The following is a 17527-nucleotide window of genomic DNA, read 5'->3' as shown; positions in this document are numbered from 1 at the left end:
GACATAGCCTCCAGTCAGAATCATTCTGACTGTGACCTATGTCAGAAGTTCGAGCGGCGGCGGAGGCGATGCCGGTGCGACAGTCGAAGGATGGCCAGCTGGCCGCGGATGGCTCTGGTCACGTCGTGCGGTCCATGGCAGCTGACCGCTCGTCCGTGGCTGGGCCTGCGGACATCCCGGGGTTCGGCAAGGGACTATCCCTGGTGTGCACCGGCCGAGATGTGCACGAAGTGGCGGCGATGGCCGCGGACGCCGAACGAGCGGGGTTCGAGTCGGCGTGGGCGGCGGAGTTCTACGACCGCTCGGCCGTGGTCGCGGTGGCGGCGATGGCCGCGGTGACCGAGTCGATCACCCTGGGTACCGGGATCGCCTACGCGTTCGGGCGCAGCCCGCTGGTGCTGGCCACCGAGGCGCGGGATCTGGACGCGCTCTGCGGCGGCCGGCTGATCCTCGGACTGGGCACGGGCACGCGTCGCATGCAGCAGGACTGGCACAGCTTGTCCGGGGAACATTCCGCACCCCGGATTGAGGAGCTGGTGCCGTTGCTGCGCAGGTTGTCGCGGCTGGACGAGGGCCCGGTGCGGCACGAGGGCCGGTTCTACCGCTCACACGTGATCCCCACCGCGCCCGTGGCAACCCCCACGCGGCCGACGATGCCGGTGTATGTGGCCGGGGTGAACACGCGCATGGTGCGCGCCGCCGGGGCAGTGGCCGACGGACTGGTGGGCCATCCGCTGTTCACCCCGGAATACCTGCGCTACATCGTGCGGCCCGCGCTGCAGGCGGGCGTCGATCGCGCCGGACGCGCCGGGCCAGTGCCTGTGGCCGGGTATGTGATCTGCGCGGTGCATCCCGACGAACACCACGCCCGGCGGATGGCCGCCGCGCAGATCGCGTTCTACGCCTCGGTGAAAACCTACGACCCCATCCTCACCCTGCACGGCTTCACCGACGAGGCGCGCGCCATCCGGGCGGCGCGTCGCGCCGGTGACCTGGAGGCGATGGTGGACGCGGTGTCGGACGGGATGATCGACACGATCGCCGTGTCCGGCACACCTGAGCAGGTCCGCAGCCAATTCACCGCGCGATGGGCGGGACTGTACGAACGGACGCTGCTGTATCCGCCTTCCTTCGCCGGCCCGTCGGCCACCACCGCCGTGCTCGACGCCTTCGCCCCACTCGCCAGCACACCTACCAGATAAGGGAGAGCCGTCATGGTCCCCGTCATTGAACGTACCACCCAGGCGGCGCGGCAGCGCCTGTCCTCGGTACTGCTGGCACCCGCACCCCAGCCGTCGACCAGGCGTGGCGTCGGTTCAGCCGCCGCTGGCCCACCACTGACCTGGCCACCCCGCCCGCGGGCAGCGGACTGCGGCCGGTCCGCGGTGACTACGGCACCCCGGTGGTCGGGCATCTGCTCGACTACATCCGCTTCGGCACCGAGTTCGGCCGTGAACGCTACGACCGCTACGGCCCGGTCACCTGGATGGGCGCGTTCGGCACCCGCATCGCCGTGATCGCCGGTCCCGAGGCCACCCAGCGCGTGTTCACCAACGCCGACAAGGCCTTCTCCCAAGCCGGCTGGCGATTCCTCATCGACCGGTTCTTCCACCGCGGGCTGATGCTGCTCGACATCGACGAGCACAAGATGCACCGCCGCATCATGCAGCACGCCTTTACTCGCGACCGCCTCGCCGGCTGACACTCACCAGGTCAGCCCCTGCGTGCGCGCCACCATCCCCACCTGGCCGACCCAACGGCCGGTGCGGCTGTACTGGCTGCTCAAGCGCCTCACGCTGGACATCGCAACCCAGGTGTTCATGGGCGGCCGCGGCGGCACCACCGACACCGAACGGATCAACCAGGCGTTCGTCGCCACGGTCCGCGCCGCCAGCGCGCTGGTGCGCGCCCCGCTGCCCGGCACCCGCTGGCGCGCCGGCGTACGCGGCCGCAGGGTTCTCGAAGCCTACTTCGCCCAGCAGCTGCCCGCCGCCCGTGCCAGCAGCGGGGAGGACCTCCTCGCCGCGCTGTGCCAGGCCACCACCCCCGAAGGAGAGCACTTCAGCGATGACGACGTCATCAACCACATGATCTTTCTGATGATGGCGGCCCACGACACCGCCACCATCACCACCACCGCCTACTACCTCGCCACCCACCCCGACTGACAAGACCGAGCCCGGCAGGAATCCCTCGCCCTCGGCGACGCCCCCCTCGACATCGACGCCCTGGACACCCTCGACACCCTCGACCGGATCATCAACGAATCCCTCCGCTACTGGCTCCCGTGCCCCTCGTGATGCGCAAAACGGTCACCGACACCGACATCCTCGGCCACTACCTGCCCGCCGACACCCTCGTCGCCCTCGCCCCCGCCTCAACCACTTCGTGCCGGAATGCTGGACCGACCCGGACACCTTCGACCCCGATCGCTTCGCCCCCCACCGCCGCGAAAACCACAGTCATCGCTTCGCCTGGGTCCCCTTCGGCGGCGGCGTGCACAAATGCATCGGCATGCACTTCGGCACCCTCGTAGTCAAAACCATCCTGCACGAGATGCTCCGCACCACCCGCTGGACCATCTCCCACGGCTACCAGGCCCGCTGGGATAACACCTCACTTCCCGTACCCGCCGACGGGCTCCCCGTCCGCCTGCACCCCGTTGACCTGCCCGGGAAACACCAAGCCGACCCGGCCAAAGGCCTCGCCGCGGGCGTGTCCTACCGGCTGTGTAAGTGACGTGGCTCGACTCTGAACTGCGGAAGCGGTTCGGGAAGGGACCACGTGATGACGAATTCCGATTCAGCGCCGGCGGGCAGGGCTGCTCGACCGGCTGCGGAAGAGTCGTTGATCGACGGTGCGCTGGCTGATCAGCTGCTGGCGAAGGCCGAAGCCGAAGGGGTCGAATTGCTCGGCCCGGACGGCCTGCTGTCCCAGGTGACCAAGGCCGTGCTGGAGCGGGCCCTGGGCGAGGAGCTCACCGAGCACCTGGGCTACGAGAAGCACGACCCGGCCGGTCGCGGGTCTGGCAACTCCCGCAACGGCGCCACGGGGAAGAGGCTGCTGACCGAGGCCGGCGCGGTCGACCTGCAGGTGCCGCGAGACTGGCGGGGCAGCTTCGAACCGAAGATCGTGCGCAAGGGCCAGACCCGCCTGGACGGGTTCAACGACCTGGCCATCGGGATCGACTGCGAGGGCGCCAAGCAGGTGCTGGGCATGTGGGTGGGTGCCTCCACCGGTGAGTCGGCGAAGTTCTGGATGTCGGTGCTCGCGGAGTTGCGTAACCGCGGGGTGCGGGACGTGTGCATCCTGTGCTGCGACGGGCTATCCGGGCTGCCGGAAGCGGCGACCACCGTGTGGCCCCAGGTGACCGTGCAGTTGTGCGTGGTGCACCTGATCCGCGCCTCGCTGCGCTACGCGTCTCGCAAGTACTGGCCGGCGTTGGCCAAGGACCTCAAGGCGATCTACACCGCCAGCGACGAGGCCGCGGCCGCCGCCGCGCTGGAGGCCTTCGCCGAGCAGTGGGAGGCCCGCTACCCGGCGATCGTGCGGCTCTGGCGAACCCACTGGCAGGAGTTCACGCCATTCCTGGCGTTCCCGCCCGAGGTCAGGCGGGCGATCTATACGACGAATCTGATCGAGTCGCTCAATGCCCGACTGCGGAAGGTCACCCGCAACCGTGGCCAGTTCCCGTCCGAGCAGGCCGCGCTGAAGGTGCTCTACCTCGCCGTCCGCAACCTCGAGGACTACCGCACGCCGAACATCGGCATCCGAACATCGGGCTGGAAACAAGTACTGCAAGCGTTCACCATCTATTTCGAAGGGCGGATCCCCGCCCCATGACCGCCACGATCACTTACACAGGCGGCCGGACGCTCCCCGCCGAACCCAGGGCTCGAGGGTGTCGCGTGTACTTCCACCCACCGCAGCACTCCCGAGCCCTGTGGGGATGAGGTTTACGCTCGGCGGGTGAATTACATTACTTAAGGAGGTGGACATCACGACCGGCGACGCGAATCTGGTCACGGAGCGGGTCGCCGCGGTGGGTGCGGCACTCAACCGCCGGCTGAGCTCGCTTACGCTCGAGATCCGCAGCAGGCTGGCCAGCGACATCGAACCGCTGCGCGGAGACGAGCGTCTCGTGCAGCTACTCGGCGCCAGTGTCGAGGGCAACGTCGACAGTGCCCTGCACGTGCTGCAGCACGGCATCGACCTCGATCTGGTCGAGGCGCCGCCTGCGGCGACGGAGTATGCTCGGCGGCTTGCCCAGCACGGAGTAGCGGTGAACGCCTTGGCGCGTGCCTACCGTCTAGGTCACGACACATTCCTCCGGCATGGCCTGCAGGAACTCGACCGGCAGGGCGGCGAAGCGTCGCTACTCAGCGCGGCCGCGCGGCATCTTGTGGCGCTCACGTTCGGGTATATCGACCGGGTGACCGAGCAGGTGCTCGCGGTCTATGAGGACGAGCGCGAGCGCTGGCTGCAGGATCGCAACACTGTGCGGGCGGCGCGCATCCGGGAGCTGCTCGACGGGGAGCGCGTGGACATCGCCGCCGCCGAGGCGGCGCTCGGCTACCGGCTGGTGGGCTCGCGCCACCTCGCCGTCGTCGTGTGGGCGACCGGGTCGGTGCCGCCTGACGGCGCCATGTCGACTTTCGAGCGGTTCGCCCGGGAGCTGGCCGAGTGCCTCGGTTGCCGGGCGCTGCCGTTGTTCCTGCCGCACGATCAAGTCACCGCATGGGCGTGGCTGCAACTCGGTCGGGAGGCTCCGGACGTGGATACCATCCGCTCGACCATGTGCCCGAGCCATCCGGGGATCTCGGTCGCCGTTGGCGAACCCGGCACCGACGTGTGGGGCTTCCGCCGCACACACCTGCAGGCGCGCCAGGCACAGGCGGTTGCCGTGGCGGCGGGGGAGAGTGCACCGGTCGTCACGGCCTTCCGCGAGGTCGGCCCGATCGCGCTGATGTGCGCGGACCTACGCGCGACAAGGCACTGGGTCCAGGACACGCTCGGCAGGCTGGCCTTCGACGACGACCAGCACGCGCGGCTGCGCGAGACCCTGCGCGTCTTCCTCGCCACTGGGGGCAGTTACCAGTCTGCGGCAGCCATGCTGGCCCTGCATCGGAACTCGGTGTACTACCGGGTGCGCAAGGCCGAGGAGGAGCTCGGCAGGCCGATCGACGCCGACCAGCTGGACATCGAGATCGCCCTGAAGGCCTGCCACTGGCTCGGCACGAGCGTGCTCACCGAACAGGCTTGACAAGCCGCCACTCGTCCGGTGGCCGCCGGGCGGCCCGCCTCGTCGCGTTCGTGCGGTCCGCACGAACGTCCTGGGAAGATTCGTATGCCGTGCCCATGTGCGGCCAGGGGAAACGCTTCTACGGTTGCCCTCTACAGGATCACAACGTTGTGACTGAGGAGCGAAATGCATCTTGCGGTGCTGCCCGACTCGCGCGCAGCGCGGTCGCCCGAGGCCCTGTGTGTGTCCGACGATGACCTCTCGCTGAACAATTCGCAGTTCCTGGCGCACGTGCGGGCAGCCGCCGCGCTCCTGCGCGGGCGTGGCGTCGCTGCCGGTGACGTCGTTGCCGCCATGCTCCCGAACCGGGTCGAGTTCGTCATCGCATTGTTTTCCGCATGGCGGCTCGGAGCCACCGTGACGCCGATCAATCCGAACCTGACGCTCACCGAGGCGGAGTACCAGCTCGCTGACTCTGGAGCGAAGTTGCTGATCAGTGACATCCCAGGGATGCGAGTCGACACGATCGGCGCACGCGAGCTGTGTGCCGCCGCGGAACCCCGGGACGAGCCACCCGTGAGGCAGGAGAGCGAGGCGCTCGCGCTGCTGATCTACACGAGCGGAACTACCGGTAAGCCGAAAGGTGTCATGCTCGACCACGCCAATCTACAGGCGATGTGCGACATGGCGATCAAGGCCGTCGAGCTTTCGGAGGACGACCACAGCCTACTGATCCTACCGCTGTTCCACGTTAACGGGATCGTCGTGAGCATTCTGTCCCCGTTGCTGGTAGACGGCCGGTCGACCATCGCGGGGCGGTTCGACCCGGAGACCTTCTTCAGCCGGGTGGAACGGGTCCGGCCGACGTACTTCTCTGCGGTCCCGGCGATCTACGCGATGCTGTTGGCACGGCCGGAGGAGGAGCGACCAGACCTGTCTTCGATGCGGCTGGCGGTGTGCGGTGCCGCGCCGATGCCCGCGGCGCTCATCGAGCGGTTCGAGAACCGATTCGGCATCCCAGTCGTCGAGGGTTACGGCCTGTCCGAGGGCACATGTGCATCGACCATCAACCCGGTCGGCGGTATCCGCAAGCCTGGAACCGTTGGACTTCCTATTGAGGGCCAGGATGTCGCGATCATGGACCGCTCCGGGAACGTCCTCCCCAAGGGGGAGACGGGCGAGGTCGTGGTTCGCGGACCCAACGTCATGCGTGGCTACGTCAACCGACCGGATGACACCTCGAAGGCTATTGTGGACGGCTGGCTGCACACCGGGGACGTGGGCCGCTTCGACGAGGACGGGTACCTCGTGCTCGTCGACCGCATCAAGGACATGATCATCCGCGGTGGCGAGAACATCTACCCCAAAGAGATCGAGTCCGTCCTCTACGGGCACACCCAGGTCCTGGAGGCCGCCGTCGTGGGAACTCCACACCCGGTGCTCGGCGAGGTGCCGACAGCTTTCGTCGCTACCCGTCCGAACGCGACGGTCGACGTAGCCGAGCTGCACGAACACTGCCGTGCCGGGCTGTCCAAGTACAAGCTGCCCACCGAGATTCATCTGATCGACGCCTTGCCCAAGAACCCGGTCGGCAAGATCGACAAACCGCAACTGCGCGAGCGGCTCGCTGCCATGGCCAGCCGGCCCGCCTGACCGCGAGGAGGACCGACATGGGATTCATCAATCCAGTCCTGCCTGACGTCGACTACGGCGAGTGGCGCACGAAGACCCGCGCCGAGCGGATTAAGCCGATGGTGCAGCATTGGGGGGTCGCGGGGTTCGGTGCACCAGACGGCGTGTATCTGCTGTATATCGCGAAGATAATCGGCTACATCGCGGGCGGGTTGTTCTTCGCCTCGCTCACTCCGGGCATTGGGGCCTTTTGGGACTTCCCGGACTGGTGGGACGAGCCCGTGGTGTTCCAGAAGGTCGTCGTGTGGACACTCCTGTTCGAAGTGCTCGGCTTCGGCTGCGGGTTCGGGCCGCTGACCTTGCGATTCCTGCCACCGCTCGGCGCGTTTCTGCACTGGTTGCGACCGGGCACGATCCGGATGCCGCCGTGGCCGGGCAAGGTCCCGTTCACCAGCGGGTCCCGGCGTTCGGTTGTCGACGTGTTGCTCTATGCCGTAGTGCTGGCCGCCACGCTCTGGATCCTGTTGGCCCCGGCGAATCGCTCCGCGGGCGGGCTCGATGCGCAGGTCGGAATGATCGAGCCGAGCCGGTTTGTGCCGCTGCTGGTGCTGCTGCCGCTGCTCGGGTTGCGGGACAAGATGATCTTCCTCGCGGCGCGGTCCGAGGTTTACTTGTCCGCCGTCGTCGTGTTCCTGCTGCCTGGGATCGACATGATCGTGGCCGCGAAGCTCGTGCTGGTCGCGATCTGGTGGGGTGCGGCGACGTCCAAGCTCAACCGGCACTTCCCAAACGTCGTCGCTGTGATGCTGAGCAACACGCCGTTGGTGCGCAGTAAGGCGATCAAGCGCAGGCTGCACCGGGGATACCCGGAAGACCTCCGACCCGGTGCCGTCAGCCGATTCCTCGCGCACTTCGGTACCGCAGTCGAGTACCTGGTGCCGCTCGTCCTGTTCGTCTCCGACGGCGGTACGGTCACGCTGGTTGCAGCCGCGATCATGGTCGCGTTCCACCTGCTTATCCTCACCAGCATTCCGATGGGTGTGCCACTCGAGTGGAACGTATACATGATGTTCGGAATCGCGTTCCTGTTCGTGGACAAGGCGCAATACGGGCTCGCCGACATCAGCAACCCACTTCCGGTGGCGCTGGTGATATGCGCGCTGGCGGCCGGGGTCGTCCTCGGTAACCTTTTTCCGAACAAGATCTCCTTCCTGATCGGAATGCGCTACTACGCGGGCAACTGGGACACCTCGATGTGGTTGCTCAAGCCGAGCGCGGTGGCGAAGCTGGACACGCACGTCAAGAAGGCCGCGACGCTCCCGCGGAGGCAACTCGTAAAGCTCTACGGCGAGCGAGTGGCCGACCTGCTCGCACACAAGGGCTATACGTTCCGTGCCATGCACACGCACGGCAGGGCTCTGTTTGGGTTGATCCCGCGGGCGGCAGGACCTGAGCACGAGACGGGCTACGTTGTGATCGACGGGGAGTTCATCGCGGGGCCGATCCTGGGCTGGAACTTCGGCGATGGGCATCTGCACAACGAGCAGCTGGTCGCCGCGCTGCAGGAGCGATGCCACTTCGAGGAGGGCGAGGTGCGCGTCGTTGTCCTGGACGCGCAGCCGATCCAGCGGCAGCGGCAGCGCTACCGACTTGTCGACGCGGCTATCGGTGAGTTCGAGCGCGGCTATGTCGCCGTCTCCGATATGCTGGCCCGCCAGCCCTGGGACTGTGACATCCCAGCGCACATCACATGGTCGCGCGCGGCCGCGAATGCGGGATCGAACCCGCCCGCAAGCCAGGCGGCACGCCAAGATCCGAGGGCGGTATGACCGAGGCGATCGTGGTGGGGGCCGGCCCGAACGGTCTGGCCGCCGCGCTCGCCCTGGCTGGTGAGGGCATCGACGTGACCGTGCTGGAGGCCGCGGACCGGATTGGCGGCGGCACTCGCACGAGCGAGCTGACGGTGCCCGGCGTGCTGCACGACCACTGCTCCGCATTCCATCCCATGGGGCTGGGGTCGCCGTTTCTGCGCGGACTCAGCCTCGACCGGTACGGCGTCGCTTGGAGGTGGCCGGAGATCGAGGTAGCGCACCCACTGGATGGTGGCCGTGCCGGAGTGTTGCTGCGGTCGTTGGACGACACGGCGGCGCGCCTCGGCACCGACGGCGGGGCGTGGCGGCGGCTGTTCGGCCCGCTGGCCGAAGGGTTCGACGAGCTGGTCGAGGACGTCATGCGCCCGGTTGTCCATGTGCCCCGGCACCCGATTCGGCTCGCCCGGTTCGGGACGCGCGCACTGCTGCCCGCGGCTTGGACCGCTGGCCGCTGGGACGGTGCCGAGGCCAGGGCGCTGTTCGGCGGGGTCGCGGCACACGGTTTCCACCCGCTCGGCAGGCCGACTACGTCGGCGATCGGGTTGATGCTGATCGCGGCAGGGCACCGGTTCGGCTGGCCGGTCGCCGAGGGCGGCTCACGAGTGATTACCGATGCCATGGCGATGCTGCTAACGGACCTCGGTGGCAAGATCGAGACTGGGGTGCGCGTGGCCTCCCTGGCCGAGTTGCCGCGAGCGGATGCCGTTCTCCTCGACCTGGCGCCGAGGGGCGTCGTCGAGGTCGCGGGCGACCAGCTGCCCGCACGAGTGCGGCGGGCCTACGAGCGGTACCGCCACGGGCCCGGGGCGTTCAAGATCGATCTTGCGGTCGAGGGGGGGATCCCATGGGCGAACCCGGACTGCCGCCGGGCTGGGACCGTCCACGTCGGAGGGTCTTTCGAGGAGATGGCCGACGCCGAGAGCGACGTCGGCCGCGGGCGGATGCCGGTCCGCCCGTTCGTGCTCGTGGGGCAGCAATACCTCGCCGATCCAACCAGATCGGCCGGGGACGTGCATCCGGTCTGGGCGTACGCGCACGTACCGCACGGCTATTCGGGCGACGCGACCGAGTCGATCCTCGCTCAGATCGAACGGTTCGCACCAGGCCTGGGCGACCGGATCGTCGGCCGGTCGGTGACGGCCACGACCGCGTGGCCGACCTACAACGCCAACTACGTCGGTGGCGACATCATCACCGGTGAGAACACACCGCTGCAGGTCGCCTTTCGTCCCACAGTGGCGCTCGATCCTTACTACACCGGGATACCCGGCGTGTACATCTGCTCGGCGGCGACCCCGCCGGGTGGCGGCGTGCACGGGATGTGCGGCTATAACGCCGCACGCTCGGCGCTGCGGCGACTCAGTTGAGGCGGTTCGCGATACGTGCGAGCAACAAGATTTTGGAACAGTCCCCAGGCCAGTGACGGGGCCTTTGGTCTGGCACCCCAGGCGGGCTCTCCGTTTCGTTCGTTGGCCCGTTCGGACCAGTGTTGGCCCACACGTGCCGTGTGATCCACGGCATACTCTCACCGCGTTCGGGTCGTGCCTGCGGCGTCGAACGGGAACTGCGCAGCGCCGCGCGACAGAGAGGTTTGATCACATGGGTGTGACGTCGGTTCGCCGCCAGCATGCGGAGCGGACCCGCCGAAGCGGCTCCGGTCAAGGAGGAGCCGGGCAGCGAGCGCCTGGGGACGTCATCGACATGCCGCTCGCGGTACGTGGCGCGTCTACGGGATTCACCGTCCTGCTGCTGGGAAGTCTTGCGCATCCGCTCGTCGCCGCTTGGACTCCAGCATTGTCTCAGCTGTGGCTTCCACTCGTGGCATTGGTTGCTTTCGTGGTGGCGGCGCGCCGCGTCGGCAGGGCGCGCATTCCCATCGTGCACGGCGCGGTGGCCGCGATGAGCAGCTATTTACTGATGTTGCCGCTGGTGTTGCTCGGCCCCGCCGGCGGTGATCCGGCGCAGATCGCTCTGACGGTGGCGGCCTCGCTGATCACCGGAGCTGCCGTCGGCTTTCTGCAGGGCAGCCGAAGGTAGTCGGCTACCTCATGTGAGCCTCGCGTTCGTCGATCCTGTACGGGTTGACGGCCTGGCAAGCCCCCCGCCGCCGGGCAGCTCCGGCCATGTCTGCTGCCCAAGTCGTCAGCATCGGCACACGTCTGAATCATAGGAGCGGCTTTGACTTCCACCGACATCTCGGTGTCATCGCGGCGGCCGTCGCGCGAGCCCGAAGCCAAAACGCGCACACTTGGTGGTCTGGGTTCGTCGGTAGCGAAGCCGTTCGAGCAGGCCGGCGAGATGGTGCGGCTACTCGGTGTCGTTCTGTACTCGGCGATTCGCCACCCGATGGGCTACTGGGGCGAGGTCCGGGACCAGATGTTCCTCACGCTGAGGTTGTGCTCAATTCCGATGATCATTTCCACGATCGCATTCGGACTTGGCGCACCTGGCCTCCAAGGTGGCAACATCTTCTATCTGTTCGGCATTCCCGAGCGTCTGGGTTCGTTCTTCATCATGGCGAGCGTGCGCGAGTTCGCGCCGTGGATCAACGCGATGATCATCGCCGGAGTCATGGGCACCGCCATCACCGCCGACCTCGGTGCGCGCCGTATTCGGGAAGAGATCGACGCCATGGAAGTGCTCGGCGTCGATCCGATCCGGACGCTTGTGGTGCCTCGAGTTGTCGCGCTGACGCTCATCACGGGATTGATGGACATCGTGGCGTTGGTATTCGGCGTCGTCGGTGGATACATCGCGGCCGTCCCTATTCTCGAGGCGAATCCGAGCGCCTTCGTGGCGAGCTTTTTCGACAATGCGACAACGACCGATATCTGGGCGAGCGTGGTCAAGACGTCGCTGTTCGGCATGATCATAGGCGTCGTCTGCTGCTACAAGGGGATGAACCCGGGGAGCGGCCCCATCGGTGTCGGCAAGGCGGTGAACCAGGCGGTCGTCATCGCATTCGCGACCATCTGGATCGTCAATGCCGTGTTCACCGCGATCATCCTCGGTGTGAACCCGGACATGATTGTCTTCAAGTGATGAGGCGGTGGACCCTGTGAGTAGCGGAATGCCACGACCGACAGAGACCGGCACGCAGGCTGGCCGTTCACGAGCCCGTCCTCCGAAGCCGGCCGATGTCATCGTCTCCCCGGGCAGTATCGTCAAGTCCATCAAGGAGGCGGTGACGACCGGTGGTGACATCGCGCGGTTCTCCTGGCAGGTGGTTCGCGCGTTACCTGACTTGCGTCATTACCCGACCGAGGTGTTCCACCAATGTGGCGTGCTCATCCTGTCAAGCGGATTGATCATCTGGATGATGCAGTTCGTCATGGGATACGAGTGCGGCTTGGAGGGCAACTACACGCTGAAACAAATCGGCGCGCCGTTATACTCTGGTATTTTCAACGCCTGGTGTGGCATCCGCGAGATGGCGCCCTACATGTGGGGATACATCATCTCCGCGAAGGTCGGATGCGGCCTTGTAGCCGAAATCGGGTCCATGCGTATCTCGGACGAGATCGATGCGATGGAAGTCATGGGCGTGAAATCGCGCAGTTACCTGGTCGGAGCCAGGGTGGTCGCGGCGTGGCTCGCGCTTCCGTTTCTCTACATCGTCGGACTCGGCATCATGTACATCGGTGAGTATCTCACGACGGTGAAGATGCTGGGCGGGGTGTCCGAAGGCGGATACAGCTTCATTTTCTGGCTCTATCAAAATCCCGCCGATCTGCTGTATTCCCTTGTCAAAGTGATGGCGATGGGAACAGCCGTCGTGTTCGTGGGATGCTACTACGGCTACACGGCCAGTGGCGGGTCCGTCGGTGTGGGCCGAAGTACGGCGAAGTCCATGATGCTGAACATGGTGCTGGTGCATGTGATCGGAGTGCTGGGCACCCAACTGTTCTGGGGCCTCAGTCCCAACGCGCCGATCGCGAACTGATCTTGAGCCAGGTCCCTCTACGGCAAGGAGTTGACGATGTCCTTTGTGTCACCCTCGACGGCGACAGAGCCGACGACGCAACTTCCCCATGCGGGGAACCTGCCTGCCGGCGATCAGGTGCGTCGAGACGGCAACGGACAGCTGCGGCACTCGATGGAAGTGCGGAATGTCGTCAAGTCGTTCGGCAGCTTCCGGGTGATGAACGGAATGAGCATCGACTTCGTCGATGACGCGATCACGACCGTCCTGGGACCTTCAGGGACCGGCAAAAGCGTACTTTTGAAGCACCTCGTAGGACTGCTGGAGCCGGATGACGGAGAGATCGTCGTGTTCGGCAAGAACATCTGGCAAATCAGCGAGAAGGAACGCTACGACCTGCGCAAGAAGTTTGGCGTCCTGTTTCAGGACGGTGCACTTTTCGGATCGATGAATATTTATGACAACACCGCCTTCCCGCTGCGTAAGCACACCGATCTCGACGAGTCGGATATCGAGGAAATTGTGGTGAGTCGGCTCCAGGAGGTCGGGCTGGAGAAGGCAATGGCGAAACTACCCAGTGAGGTTTCGGGTGGGATGCGCAAGCGGGCCGGATTCGCGAGGGCGCTCGTGCTGGATCCCGAGGTCGTGCTGTTCGACGAACCGGATTCCGGTCTCGATCCGGTGCGTACCAGCCTGCTCAACGACCTCATCCTCAAAATGCACAACGAGCACAAGGGGACCTACCTTCTCGTCACGCATGACATTAGGACCGCGCGGAAGGTCAGTGACTATGTTGGCCTGATCTGGCAGGGACAGGTGGTGCATTACGGCGAGGCCGAGGAGGCATTCGCGTCCGAGGACCCGTTTGTCCGGCAGTTTCTCTCCGGAGATTCCGCTGGACCGTTGGGAATGGACTGACTCGATGCGACGCATCTTGGCTTTCGGCGTCGTCGCCGTCGTCGTTCTCGGAGTTGCTGGCTTCGTGCTGGGGAGGGACGACGGTTATCGAGTCGACGTCGTGCTCGCATCAGCCACCAACGTCGTCGAAGGCGGCTCAGTTCACGTCAAGGGTTTCGAGGCGGGCAGGGTAGAGAACATCGCGGTGCAGGACGGCAAGGCCCGGGTCACGTTGGCGATGAACAACGACCACGCTCCGCTGCACGACGGTGCGGTCGTGACCATCGAGTGGAAGGCGGCGCTGGGTGAACGTATCGTCGCCGTCGCGGACGGGCCCGCCGGGAACGCCGTCATCCCGGACGGAGGAATGATTCGAGGGGAAATGCCTACGCCGATGGAGGTCGACCAGGTCCTCGCGGCACTGGATGAGCCCACGCGAGAGCACCTGTCCTCCCTGATCCGGCGGCTTGACAAGTCCGTGGACGGCAACGAAGAGGACCTCCGTGACACGTTGCGGTCGGCGGGGCCGGCGCTGGAGGCCCTGGGTGAGGTTCTGCGGGCGGTCGGCAGTGACGGTCCGGCGATCAAGCAACTGATCACCCAACTGGATGGCATCGTGTCCACGCTCGTCAACCGCGAGCAGGCCATCCGCAATATCATCGAGCAGGTTTCGACCACGACCCGTCTCACCGCACAGCAAAAGCACGCGGTGGCGGAGGCGTTGGACAAACTTCCGGGCACGTTGGACACGGCGAAGACGACACTGGACCGGGTCCCTTCCGTCGCGGACAAGGCGGTTCCGCTGCTCGAGGATCTGAAACCCGCTACCGACAAGTTGCCGTCGGTGGCCCGGAACCTGAGGCCGGTGCTGGCTGACCTGCGCCCGCTCGTCGCGGAACTGCGGCCAACACTGGCGGTGGCGCGGGATCTGCTTCGCTACACCCCGGGGTTGCTGGACAGCGCTCATGGGGTACTGCCGGGCGCCAACTCACTAGTCGGGGACCTCACTCCCGCGTTGAGTTTTCTCCGGCCCTACACCCCGGAGATCGCCGGATGGGCCGCGAACTGGGGCTCCGCGAACGCCAACTATGACACCAACGGCCATTACGCCCGGATCTACGTTCAGGCCGGGCTCGGCAGCGTCAACGTCAATCCGGGCATCGTCCCCCCCGGCTACAAGAAGGACCTGACACCGGCGCCCGGTTCGCTGGTCGACCAGCCCTGGGTGGATGCCGCCGGAGGTGGAGTGCGATGAGCAAGCAGCCCAACCAGGTGCCTCGTCGGCTACCGCGTGGCCGGATTCTCGCCGTCGTCGCGGTGGCCGTGCTCGGGGTGACAGCGGGAACAGTCGGCATTGACCAGGAGAGCGAGCCGGGCCAGACCACGATCGTCGCGCGCTTCGCCGATGCGAGTCCTCTGCTGGTCGGCAACGAGGTGAAGGTCAGTGGCGTGAAGGTCGGCCAGGTGGCGGCGATGGATGTGCGGGGCGGCAAGGCCTCCGTGGTGCTGAGCCTGGAGAGCGAGGCCCTTCCCGTGCACACGGACGCCAGGGCCACCATCCGTCCAGTGAGCCTGCTCGGCGAGCGCTACGTCGAGCTGGATCGGGGAAGCCCCGACGCGCCGGTACTCGGCGATGGCGATGTCCTCCCGATGCGGCAAACCGGCGCGCAGGCCGACCTCGATGAGGTGCTCAACACGGTCGACGACCCCACCGGACGGTCGCTGGCCGCGCTGGTGACCATGCTCGGGGAAGGTATCCGTGGCAACGGCGGAAATGTCGACGCCACCATCCGGGCCCTCGAGTCGTCGATGAACGACACCACGGCCCTGTCCGGTGTCCTGCGGGACCAGAACCAGCTGCTCGGCAGCCTGGTGGACAAGCTGCAGCCTGTCGCGAGCGCTCTCGCCGCCGACCAGGGAGCCAACCTCGACCGGCTGGTCGCCTCGGCGCGAAAGCTCACCGCGGCCACCGCCACGAAACGGCGGGAACTGACCGAGACGTTGCGGCGTCTGCCAGAGACCCTCGCGACGGCCCGCGCGACGCTCGCCCAGCTCACCGGCACCGCCGCCGAGACCACGCCGACCCTCGCGGCGATCCGGCCCACCACCGACGACCTCGCCGCGATCAGCGCCGAAATCCAGCGCTTCGCCGACGCCGCCGATCCCGCCCTGGCGCACGCCAACCCCGTCCTCGAGCACGCTCAGCGCCTGCTGGACGAGGCCAGGCCGGTGGTGGACCAGCTTCGGCAGGCCGGTCCGGACCTGCGGTCGGCGGTGGGCGACCTGCGTCCGGTCGTCGGTGAACTGACCGCCAACCTCGGCAACGTGCTCGGCTTCATCCGTAACTGGGCACTGACCACCAACGGCCGGGATGGCATCTCACACTACTTCCGCGCGATGCTGGTCGTCAGTCCGGATCTGCTCGGCGCGGCCGTGCCCACGCCCAACGGCGCGCCACCCGCGCAGCAGCAAGGTCCGCCCTCCGAACGACCGCCGGAAACACCACCCCAGCCTGACCGTGCGCCGTTGCCCCTGCCGCAGGTACCCGGCCTTACCGGGGACGGCGGCATCCTCGGTGGGCTGCTCTCCACCGAACAGGACCCCAAGGCAGGTGTGACCGGGCTCGACCCACAGCAGGAGCAGGGACTCGTCCAGTTCCTCATCGGGGGAGGAAGTCGATGATGGCAAGCAACAGCAAGCGCCGCCGGCGTTCGGTGCTCACCGGAATCGTGGTGCTCGTGGTGTTCGTGGCCTCCGTTGGCGTCGCGATCACTGCGAACAAGGGCATACCCGGTCTGCCGCGCACCGTGGTGCGCGCCGAGTTCGTTGAGGTCGGAGGCTTGCGCAGCGGGGATGACGTGCGGATCAACGACGTGCGCGTCGGGCAGGTCGGCGAGATCACCCTGGTGGACGGCAAGCCAGTCGTCGAGCTGAGGTTCGATGGCCACCGGTCCATCTACCGCAACGCGACGGCCGTCACCGCATCGGTGGGGGCGCGCTCCGCGCTCGGCCAGAAGTACGTCGCCTTCAACCCCGGTTCACCACAAGCCGGCGCGGTCGACCCCGGGGAGGTCATCCCGGCCTCGGAAACGACCGGAGCCCAGGAACTGTCGGACCTGCTCGCCGTGCTGGACGAGCCCACCCGCAAGGCGCTGGGCTCGACGCTCCGGGAAACAGGCGGCGGTGTCGCAGGCCATACGCAGGACCTGCGAGACACGCTGGCCGCTCTGCCGACCGAGCTGCCCGACCTGGCGACCGTGTCGCGCGCGCTGACCACGGAGGGGGGTGCCGACCTTGTCCAGACACTGCAGGCCGTGGATCGCTTCAGCGGCCGCTTCCAGGGCCGGGAGCAGCAACTCAGCAACCTTGTGCGCCAGCTCGACACCACCCTACGCTCGGTCGCCGTCGACAACGCCAGGCCGGTGTCCGACGCGCTGACCAAGGCGCCGGACACGCTGACCAAGGTCCGCGGCAGCCTCGAGGCCCTGCGGCGGCCGCTGGCCGACACCGAGGCCGCCGCGGCGGCATTGCGGCCCGGAGCACAGGCGCTCGGCCAGGCAACCCCCGATGTGCGCGGCGTGCTGCGAGAAGGGATTCCGCCGTTGAACAAGGTGCCCGGTGTCGCGGGGCAGGCGATGCCCGCGGTGGACGGCCTGACCCGGACGTTCACCGATGCGCGCCCGGTGGCGCCGCGTATCCGGGAGGCGGTCGGCTCGGCGCAGCAACCCCTGGCCGTTCTGGCGCCCTACGCCCCGGAGATCTCGCTGTGGTTCACCCACGCCACCGACGCCCTGCATCAGGGTGACGCGGCTGGCCACTGGCTGCGCTTCTCACCGCCGGTCGGGACGAGCACCGCGACCGGCATCGTGCGGGGCCTGCGTGACCCGCTGACTGCGCGCAACCCGTACCCGGCACCCGGCGAGGCCGCACGAGACAAGAGCACACTGCTGGGACCGAGGTGAC

The 17527-nt window shown here is 67.0% G+C and carries 13 protein-coding genes and 1 pseudogene; all 14 read left to right on the top strand.

Annotation, left to right across the window (positions count from 1 at the left end; all coding sequences use genetic code 11):
* Positions 1–155: 155 nt before the first annotated feature.
* The 14 genes and pseudogenes from A4R43_RS30580 to A4R43_RS30515 all read left to right on the top strand — a co-directional run bounded on the left by A4R43_RS30580 (position 156) and on the right by A4R43_RS30515 (position 17526).
* On the top strand, positions 156–1202 hold the full coding sequence (locus A4R43_RS30580) for an LLM class flavin-dependent oxidoreductase (RefSeq protein ID WP_162788649.1): 1047 nt from the start codon (positions 156–158) through the stop codon (positions 1200–1202).
* Between the two features lie 12 nt (positions 1203–1214).
* Positions 1215–2655, top strand: a pseudogene (locus A4R43_RS30575) (cytochrome P450); the annotation flags it as partial.
* A gap of 132 nt (positions 2656–2787) precedes the next feature.
* Positions 2788–3843, top strand: coding sequence for an IS256 family transposase (locus A4R43_RS30570; RefSeq protein ID WP_168214115.1), 1056 nt, complete (start codon positions 2788–2790; stop codon positions 3841–3843).
* A 148-nt stretch (positions 3844–3991) separates the two neighbouring features.
* Positions 3992–5263, top strand: a complete 1272-nt coding sequence (locus tag A4R43_RS30565; protein ID WP_233520110.1) for a PucR family transcriptional regulator — start codon at positions 3992–3994, stop codon at positions 5261–5263.
* Between the two features lie 165 nt (positions 5264–5428).
* Positions 5429–6895: a class I adenylate-forming enzyme family protein gene (locus A4R43_RS30560; protein WP_110341476.1), complete on the top strand. Its 1467-nt coding sequence runs from the start codon at positions 5429–5431 to the stop codon at positions 6893–6895.
* Between the two features lie 17 nt (positions 6896–6912).
* Complete coding sequence (locus A4R43_RS30555; protein ID WP_110341474.1) at positions 6913–8703, top strand: DUF3556 domain-containing protein; 1791 nt, start codon at positions 6913–6915, stop codon at positions 8701–8703.
* Positions 8700–10112, top strand: coding sequence for a phytoene desaturase family protein (locus tag A4R43_RS30550; RefSeq protein ID WP_110341472.1), 1413 nt, complete (start codon positions 8700–8702; stop codon positions 10110–10112). Before A4R43_RS30555 ends, A4R43_RS30550 begins: the two co-directional genes overlap by 4 nt.
* Positions 10113–10446: 334 nt before the next feature.
* Positions 10447–10782, top strand: coding sequence for a hypothetical protein (locus A4R43_RS30545; protein ID WP_233520111.1), 336 nt, complete (start codon positions 10447–10449; stop codon positions 10780–10782).
* A 141-nt stretch (positions 10783–10923) separates the two neighbouring features.
* Positions 10924–11787: an MlaE family ABC transporter permease gene (locus A4R43_RS30540; RefSeq protein WP_009156926.1), complete on the top strand. Its 864-nt coding sequence runs from the start codon at positions 10924–10926 to the stop codon at positions 11785–11787.
* A 16-nt stretch (positions 11788–11803) separates the two neighbouring features.
* The gene (locus tag A4R43_RS30535; RefSeq protein ID WP_232285490.1) at positions 11804–12688 is read left to right on the top strand and encodes an ABC transporter permease; all 885 of its coding nucleotides are present in this window, start codon (positions 11804–11806) and stop codon (positions 12686–12688) included.
* A 36-nt stretch (positions 12689–12724) separates the two neighbouring features.
* Complete coding sequence (locus A4R43_RS30530) at positions 12725–13585, top strand: ABC transporter ATP-binding protein (protein ID WP_009156924.1); 861 nt, start codon at positions 12725–12727, stop codon at positions 13583–13585.
* Positions 13586–13589: 4 nt separating this feature from the next.
* The gene (locus A4R43_RS30525) at positions 13590–14819 is read left to right on the top strand and encodes an MlaD family protein (RefSeq protein WP_110341470.1); all 1230 of its coding nucleotides are present in this window, start codon (positions 13590–13592) and stop codon (positions 14817–14819) included.
* On the top strand, positions 14816–16246 hold the full coding sequence (locus tag A4R43_RS30520; protein ID WP_110341468.1) for an MlaD family protein: 1431 nt from the start codon (positions 14816–14818) through the stop codon (positions 16244–16246). The genes A4R43_RS30525 and A4R43_RS30520 overlap by 4 nt, the downstream gene beginning before the upstream one ends.
* Positions 16243–17526: an MlaD family protein gene (locus tag A4R43_RS30515; protein ID WP_236808371.1), complete on the top strand. Its 1284-nt coding sequence runs from the start codon at positions 16243–16245 to the stop codon at positions 17524–17526. Before A4R43_RS30520 ends, A4R43_RS30515 begins: the two co-directional genes overlap by 4 nt.
* Position 17527: the final 1 nt, after the last annotated feature.

Source organism: Amycolatopsis albispora (assembly GCF_003312875.1).
Lineage (GTDB): Bacteria > Actinomycetota > Actinomycetes > Mycobacteriales > Pseudonocardiaceae > Amycolatopsis > Amycolatopsis albispora.
This window is presented reverse-complemented; position numbering and strand designations above follow the sequence as displayed.